7 protein-coding genes and 1 pseudogene are annotated in these 7331 nt (G+C 72.8%); 4 read left to right on the forward strand and 4 right to left on the reverse strand.

Going from position 1 to position 7331, the window contains the following annotated elements:
• Both H5J29_RS14780 and H5J29_RS14785 read left to right on the forward strand, forming a co-directional pair.
• Positions 1 to 750, forward strand: a 750-nt coding sequence (locus H5J29_RS14780; RefSeq protein WP_181781537.1) for an alpha/beta hydrolase family protein, incomplete at its 5' end; no start/stop codon positions are given.
• Between the two features lie 74 nt (positions 751 to 824).
• Positions 825 to 1889 (forward strand): GNAT family N-acetyltransferase, encoded by a 1065-nt coding sequence (locus H5J29_RS14785; RefSeq protein WP_181781538.1) that lies wholly within the window; start codon positions 825 to 827, stop codon positions 1887 to 1889.
• 89 nt (positions 1890 to 1978) lie between these two features.
• Here the strand turns inward: H5J29_RS14785 and arsC are convergent, their stop codons facing one another.
• Positions 1979 to 2326 carry an arsenate reductase (glutaredoxin) gene (arsC, locus tag H5J29_RS14790; RefSeq protein ID WP_181781539.1) on the reverse strand — a complete coding sequence of 116 codons (348 nt, stop codon included), beginning with the start codon at positions 2324 to 2326 and terminating at the stop codon, positions 1979 to 1981.
• Positions 2327 to 2465: 139 nt separating this feature from the next.
• On the opposite strand from arsC, the gene H5J29_RS14795 reads away from it, so the two are divergent.
• The gene (locus H5J29_RS14795; protein ID WP_181781540.1) at positions 2466 to 3509 is read left to right on the forward strand and encodes an endonuclease/exonuclease/phosphatase family protein; all 1044 of its coding nucleotides are present in this window, start codon (positions 2466 to 2468) and stop codon (positions 3507 to 3509) included.
• A gap of 69 nt (positions 3510 to 3578) precedes the next feature.
• Here the strand turns inward: H5J29_RS14795 and H5J29_RS14800 are convergent, their stop codons facing one another.
• The 3 genes from H5J29_RS14800 to H5J29_RS14810 form a co-directional block, all read right to left on the reverse strand.
• Positions 3579 to 4070: a beta-class carbonic anhydrase gene (locus tag H5J29_RS14800; RefSeq protein ID WP_376768535.1), complete on the reverse strand. Its 492-nt coding sequence runs from the start codon at positions 4068 to 4070 to the stop codon at positions 3579 to 3581.
• A gap of 168 nt (positions 4071 to 4238) precedes the next feature.
• Positions 4239 to 5291 carry an aspartate-semialdehyde dehydrogenase gene (locus H5J29_RS14805; protein WP_181781541.1) on the reverse strand — a complete coding sequence of 351 codons (1053 nt, stop codon included), beginning with the start codon at positions 5289 to 5291 and terminating at the stop codon, positions 4239 to 4241.
• Positions 5291 to 6559, reverse strand: coding sequence for an aspartate kinase (locus tag H5J29_RS14810; RefSeq protein WP_181781542.1), 1269 nt, complete (start codon positions 6557 to 6559; stop codon positions 5291 to 5293). Before H5J29_RS14810 ends, H5J29_RS14805 begins: the two co-directional genes overlap by 1 nt.
• Before the next feature lie 235 nt (positions 6560 to 6794).
• Here H5J29_RS14810 and H5J29_RS14815 point away from each other — a divergent pair.
• Positions 6795 to 7331 (forward strand): annotated as a pseudogene (locus H5J29_RS14815) (hypothetical protein); the annotation flags it as partial.

Genomic DNA, 7331 nt, shown 5'->3' on the forward strand with positions numbered 1-7331 from the left:
GGAGAGGTGCACGCGCTCGTCGCGGCGCCGGCCGGTGAGGGCCCGTTCCCCACCGTCTTCGCCCTGCACGGCGGCCCGCACGCCGCCGACGAGGACCGCTTCTCCCCCGCCCGCGCCGCCTGGGTGGACGCCGGGTTCGCCGTGGTCGAGGTCAACTACCGCGGCTCGACGGGCTACGGCTCGGCCTGGCGGGACGCGATCGAGGGCAGGCCCGGTCTCACCGAGCTGGCGGACGTCGCCGCCGTGCACGACGCCGTCGTCGCCTCCGGGCTCGCCGACCCGGCCCGCTGTGTGGTGGAGGGCTGGTCCTGGGGCGGCTACCTCGCGCTGCTGGCGGCGGGCACGCAGCCCGAGCGCTGGGCCGCCGTGCTCGGCGGGGTGCCCGTGGCGGACTACCTCGCGGCGTACGAGGACGAGATGGAACAGCTGCGGGCCTTCGACCGTGCCCTGTTCGGGGGATCACCCGACGAGGTCCCGGAGACCTACCGCACGGCCTCCCCGCTGACCTACGTCGGCGAGGTTCGCGCGCCCGTCCTCGTCCTGGCCGGGGAGAACGACCCGCGATGCCCGATCCGTCAGGTCGACAACTACCTCGCGGCGCTCGCCACCAGGGCGGACCTGCCCTACGAGGTCGCCCGGTTCGACGCGGGACACGGCTCGCTCGTGGTCGCGGAGGCCCTGCGCCACATGGCCACGGAGATCGACTTCGCGCGCCGCGCCCTGGCGCGGATCACACTTCCCACGACCTAGGCGTCATCTCCGCGTAGCGATCTCGTAACGCGGCGAAGCCACGATGGTGGTGAATCTGCGAGGAGGCGGTCAGCGTGGCGCTGTGGCGCGTACACGTGGAGCTGGAGGATCGACCGGGCCGGCTCGGCGAGCTGGCCACTGCGGTCGGCCGCTCCGGTTGCAACATCCTCTCGCTGCACGTGGTGGGGGAACCGGCCGACGACGGCTCGGTCACGGACGAGCTGTTGGTCAAGATCCCGGAGGGGATCGAGCCCGCGGGGATGGTCGCCGCCGTGGAGCAGGCGGGCATCCCGTGCACGCTGCTGGTGCGTGCGGACGCGACCGAGCTCGCGGACACCGCCACCACGGCGTTGGCGCTGGCCCGGATGGTCGCGGCGGACCCCGGCAGCGCTCCCCAGGCCGTCGCCACCCTGCTGCGGGCCCGGATCGTCGAGCCCGGGGCGCCCGCACTGGGTGGGCACGTCCACACCCTGCGGGTGGGCCTCTCGCAGGTGCACCTCGGCCGGGCCTGGCCGTTCACCGCCACCGAGCTCTCCCGGGCCGCGGCGCTGCTGGAGCTCTCGGCGCAGCTGTCGCTGAGCGGCTCGCCGTCCCGGATGGTCGCCCGGATGGACCCCATCCTGCTGCTGCGGGACGGGTCCGAGGTCCGGTTGCGCACCGCCACCCCGGCGGACGGGCCGCTGATCATGGCCATGCACGCCCGCTGCTCGCCCGAGAGCCGCAGCGCGCGGTTCCTCTCCGTCACGCCGCGGCTCGGGCAGGAGGAGCTGGACCGGCTCACCGGCGCCCCGCAGACGCTCCTCACCGGCGACGGGCAGCGGACCGTGCTCGCACTGACGGTCGACGGCGGCAGCGCGGTCGGGATGGTGAACGTCGAGCGGGCCTCGCGGCCCGCGGCCTCGTTCGCCGTCGTGGTGGAGGACGCCTGGCAGGAGCGCGGGCTGGGCACCGCGCTGGTCCGCCGGGCCGCGGAGCTCGCCGCGGACCAGGGCAGCGAGGAACTCGTGGCCACCACGCACACGCAGAACATGAAGGTCACCAAGCTGCTGCGGCGGGCGGGCCTGCGCCCCACCGCGGAGATCACCGGCGGGATGCTGCACGTGCGAGCGCCGCTGACCGCCGCCCACGTCCCCCTCTAGCCCCGCAAGCCCCTCAAGCCCCCTCAAGACGATGAGCGAACGGCACTCTCGCTCAGACCTACTGAGCGAGAGTGCCGCTCGTGCGGTCGTCAGAGCAGGTCCAGGACGGCCTCCGTGGGCCGGCCGACCACCGCGCGGTCGCCCCGGATGACGAGGGGGCGCTCGATCAGGATCGGGTTCGCCGCCATGGCGTCGAGCAGGGTGTCGCGGTCCGCCTCGGCCAGACCCAGCTCCTTGTAGAGCTTCTCGCCCTTCCGCACGATCGCCCGCGGGTCCGCCGTGCCCAGCTTGGCGAGCACCGCCTCCAGGGTCGCCCGGTCCGGGCTCGTGTCGAGATAGCGCACGACCTCCGGCTCCACACCCTTCTCCTCCAGCAGTGCGAGGGCCTGCCGGGACTTGGTGCAGCGCGGGTTGTGCCAGATCGTCACGTCGCTCATGCCCCCGACCCTAGGGCGGCGGGTACCTGAAGCCACGCTGAGTGAGCCCGCCGGCCGCGCCCCGTGCTCGGGCACACTTGTCCTCGATGAGCGCCGACCCGATGAGTGGACCCACCGATCGCACCGGGCGAGGCGGGCGATGAGCGCTCCGCCGGAGCACTCCGCTCCCACCGAGCGCATCCCCGTCGTGTCGCCGCAGCGCTCCCGCGGGGCCCGGAGGTCCGGGCTGGTCGGCCGGATCGTCGGCGCGCTCGCCCTGGGCGTGGTCGCGTCCGTGTTCCTGGTGCCCGACCTCTGGTTCGGGTTGGACCGCTGGAGCCCGTTCGTCCAGCTCATCGCGTTCCGCCCGCTCCTCGTGGCGGGCACCGCCGTGGTCGTGGTGGTCCTCGGGCTCGTCACGCTCGGCATGCGCCGGGCCTGGCCCTTCCCCGTGGCGATGCTCGTGGTGCTCGGGCTGGGCGTGGCGATGCTCGCGCCGCGGCTGGTCGCGGACCCGCTGCCCAGCGGCGGCCAGACACTGAAGGTGTTGTCCTTCAACGTCTTCACCGGGGACGCGGACGTCGACGTGCTCGCCGACACCATCCGCCGCGAGCGCCCGGACGTGGTCGCCCTGCCCGAGGCGGGCGAGCGCTACCGGGAGCGGCTCCAGCCGTTGATCGCGGACCTCGGGTACGTGAGCCGGGCCTCGGTCGGCGAGCACTCCCAGGACGTCAACGGCGTGGTCGCGCTGGTCTCCCCCCAGCTGGGGGCGGTGGACTTCCGCGTCGGCCGGATCTCCGAGGACTCGCCGTTCCCCTACGTCGAGGTGTCCGGCGGCGAGATGGGCGACCTGACGTTCGTGGCGTTCCACTCGGTGGCGCCCACCGCCGGCTCGGTCGGGCAGTGGCGGGTGGACCTCGCGGGCGCGGGCGACTGGTGCCGTACCGGGAAGCCCACGGTCGTGGCGGGCGACTTCAACGCCACCCTCGACCACTCGGTCCTGCGCGAGGCGATGGCGGACTGCGGGGACGCGGCCTCCCAGCGCGGGACCGCGCTCACCGCCACCTGGCCCACCTCGATGCCGCGCTGGTTCGGCACGGAGATCGACCACGTCTTCTCCAGCACCGGCACCGCGGAGTCCTTCGACGTCCTGGACCTACCCGGCAGCGACCACCGCGCGATCCTCACCACGCTCCGCCTCTGAACCACCACCGCCGCGCACAGGTGATCAAGGGCTGATCGAGGCGTTCAGCCCTTGATCACGGGCGGGCGGTCAGACGGGCTCGAGCTCGAAGGTCTCCAGGTCGAGGACGAAGCCCGTGACCACCATGTCCTGCACGGTGAACGGGCTGTCCTGCAGGCGCTGCACCCCCGCGCGCACGCTCTCCACGGGGTCGGCGAACGAGCCCGGTGCCCACTCGGGGGCCGCGCCGCACTCCGACTCCAGCTTCGCCACGAACTCCGGGTCGGTGAACGTGGCCAGGCCGCAGCCCTTGTGCTGCACCACGTACACGGTCCGAGTGCCCAGCTCGCGCTGGCTGATGGTCACCGACCGCACCACGTCGTCCGTGACGATCCCGCCCGCGTTGCGCAGCACGTGCGCCTCGCCGGGCCTGATGCCGAACAGGGCCACCGGGTCGATCCGCGCGTCCATGCACGTCACGATCAGCGTGTGCAGGGACGGCGGCGCGGGCAGGCCCTTCGCGGCCTGGGCGCACGCGGCGGCGCCCCCGTCATGATGGCGGGTCAGAAGCTCGTCGCTCACCCGACCCATGATCCGGGACGAACCGGACGCGCGCAGGTGCGCCACCCCGCATGGGTCCGAAGTCACTCTCGAACGGGTGGCCGACGACCGGGCGAGGTCGCACCCCGGAGGAGCCGGTTCGGACCCACGGACGGCACCCCCGCACGGGGGTGCCGTCCGGGAGGCGGGTCAGACCTGGTCGGCGATGGTCTCCGCGATCTCGTAGGTGTTCAGCGCGGCGCCCTTGCGCAGGTTGTCGCCGCAGACGAACAGCTCGAGGGTGTTCGGGAAGTCCAGCGCCTGGCGGACCCGGCCGACGTGCGTCGGGTCCTGTCCGACGACGGCGGCGGGCGTGGGCCACACACCGGCGGCCGGGTCGTCGTCGAGCACGATCGTGGGCTGCGCGGACAGCACCTTGTGCGCCGCCTCCACGGTGACCTCGCGGCCGAAGGTGGCGTGCACCGACAGCGCGTGCGTGGTGACGACCGGGACGCGCACGCAGGTGGCCGAGACCTTCAGGTCCGGGATGCCCAGGATCTTGCGGGACTCGTTGCGCACCTTGAGCTCCTCGGACGACCAGCCGTCGTCCTTGAGCGAGCCCGCCCACGGCACCACGTTGAGCGCCAGCGGCGCGGGGAACGGGGAGTCGTCGCCCAGCCCGGCGACCGCCTCCGCGACATCACCGGACCTGGAGCCCAGATCGCGCCCCGCCACGGCGGACAGCTCCGCCTGCAGCCGGTCGATGCCGGGCTGACCGGCACCCGACGCGGCCTGGTACGAGGCCACGACCAGCGCCTCAAGGCCGAACTCGCGGTGCAGCGCGCCCATCGCCGCCATCATCGACAGCGTGGTGCAGTTGGGGTTGGCGATGATCCCCTTCGGGCGGTCGGCGGCCTTGTCGGCGTTGACCTCCGGGACCACCAGCGGCACGTCCGGGTCCATCCGGAAGGCACCGGAGTTGTCCACGGCCACGGCGCCGCGGGCGGCCGCGATCGGGGCCCACTCCGCGGAGATCTCGTCCGGGACGTCGAACAGCGCGATGTCCACGCCGTCGAACACCTCGGGCGAGAGGGCCTGGACGGTGACGTCCTCGCCCCGGACCTTCAGCACCTTGCCCGCGGAGCGGGCCGAGGCGATCAGCCGGATCTCGCCCCACGGGACGGACTCCCGGGCGTCGATGATCTCGATCATGGTGGTGCCGACGGCGCCCGTGGCGCCGACGATGGCCAGTACGGGTGCCATCACCGCCCCGTCCCGGCCGCGACGACGGCCTCGTCCTCGGAGTCCAGGTCGAACGCGGCGTGCAGGGCCTGCACCGCGGCGTCAAGCTGGTCGGAGCGACAGATCACCGAGATCCGGATCTCGGAGGTGTTCATGGTCTCGATGTTGATCCCGGCGTCGGACAGCGCCTCGCAGAACTTGGCGGTGACGCCCGGGTGGTTGCGCATGCCCGCGCCGACCAGCGAGACCTTGCCCACCTCGTTGTCGTAGATCAGCTCGGTGTACCCGATCTGGTCCTTCGACCGCTCCAGCGCGGCGACGGCGGCGGGGCCGTCCGAGCGGGGCAGCGTGAACGTGATGTCGGTCTTCTTGTCCGAGGCGTTGGAGATGTTCTGCAGCACCATGTCGATGTTGATCTCGGCATCGGCCACGACACGGAAGATCCGCGCGGCCATGCCGGGGGTGTCCGGCACGCCCGTCACGGTGATCTTGCCTTCGGACCGGTCGTGCGCGACCCCGGTGATGATGGGGTTCTCCAACGGAATCTCCTCGATCGAGCCGGCCACCAGCGTGCCGGGCTTGTCGTTGTAGCTGCTGCGGACCCGCAGCGGGACGTTGTAGCGACGGGCGTACTCGACGGCCCGCAGGTGCAGCACCTTGGCGCCGCACGCGGCCAGCTCGAGCATCTCCTCGTAGGTGACGGTCTCGAGGTGGCGGGCCTTGGGCGCGATCCGCGGGTCGGCGGAGAAGATCCCGTCGACGTCCGTGTAGATCTCGCAGACGTCCGCGTTCAGCGCCGCCGCCAGGGCCACCGCGGTGGTGTCCGAGCCGCCGCGCCCGAGCGTGGTGATGTCCTTGGAGTCCTCGCTCATGCCCTGGAAGCCCGCGACCAGGACGATGTGCCCCTCGCCCAGCGCGCTCTGCAGCCGGTGCGGGTTGACCTGCACGATGCGGGCGTCCCCGTGCTTGCTCGTGGTGAGCATCCCGGCCTGCGACCCGGTGAACGAGCGGGCCTCGGCCCCGAGCGAGTGGATCGCCATCGCGACCAGCGCGTTCGAGATGCGCTCGCCCGCGGTGAGGAGCATGTCCATCTCCCGCGGCGGCGGTGCGCCGGTGGAGACCTGCTCGGCGAGGTCCGTGAGCTCGTCCGTGGTGTCACCCATCGCGGACACGACCACGACGACGTCGTGACCCTCCTTGCGGGTTCGGACGATCCGCTCGGCGACCTTCTTGATCCGCTCCGCGCTCTCGACCGAGGATCCGCCGTACTTCTGCACGACGAGGGCCACTCCGACCTCCGTTCCGGCGCCGGACGACGCCCTGGTTCTCGGCGCCCGGGATCGGGCCCGAGCACTGGTCGGGAGACGAGCCTACCGGTCCCGAGCTGCGAATTTAAGCGGTTTGACCGAGGCCACAGAGGCCGAGGCCACGTTTACCGGGGGACTCCCGCGGGGACCGCGCGGGACACCACTCCGTCGGGTGGTGGCGCCGCGCGGGGGCCCCGATCTCCGCGATCATGGTCCGATGATCACCACGCACCCCGCGCGGACGGCCCTGGGGGCGGCGTTGTTGCCCGCCGGCCTGTACCTCGGGGTGCGCACGGTCGGTCTCGCGGTGCTCGCGATGGTCGCGACCGCGCGCGGCACCACGCTCGGCGAGGAGCTCTCCTCCTGGGACGGCCAGTGGTTCCTCGCCCTCGCGGCGGGCGGGTACGACGGCGTGCCGCCAGGCCTCGCGGACGCCTTCGGCAGGCGCCTGCCGGAGACCCCGCTCGCGTTCTTCCCCGGGTATCCGGGGACGGTCGCGCTGGTCCGCGCCGCCACCGGGCTGTCCCCGCTGCTCGCCGCCCTGCTGACGACGACGGTCGCGGGCGTCGTCGCCGCCTACGGGCTGACCCGGCTGGGCGAGCTCGTGCCGGGCGGCTCCCGTCGAGCGGGGCTCGTGCTGGTCACGCTCTTCGCCGCCATGCCGATGGGCGTGGTGTTCTCGATGGCCTACTCCGAGGCGCTGTTCTGCGCCTTCGCGGTGTGGGCGATGGTCGCCGTGCTGCGGGAACGGTGG

The organism is Pseudonocardia pini, from assembly GCF_013870575.1.
Taxonomy (GTDB): Bacteria; Actinomycetota; Actinomycetes; order Mycobacteriales; family Pseudonocardiaceae; genus Pseudonocardia; species Pseudonocardia pini.

Bases quoted from the DNA above. Each gene is read 5' to 3' on its own strand.
- H5J29_RS14795 (WP_181781540.1), top strand. From the start codon at position 2,466: ATGAGCGCTCCGCCGGAGCACTCCGCTCCCACCGAGCGCATCCCCGTC.
- H5J29_RS14805 (WP_181781541.1), bottom strand. From the start codon at position 5,291: ATGGCACCCGTACTGGCCATCGTCGGCGCCACGGGCGCCGTCGGCACC.
- arsC (WP_181781539.1), bottom strand. From the start codon at position 2,326: ATGAGCGACGTGACGATCTGGCACAACCCGCGCTGCACCAAGTCCCGG.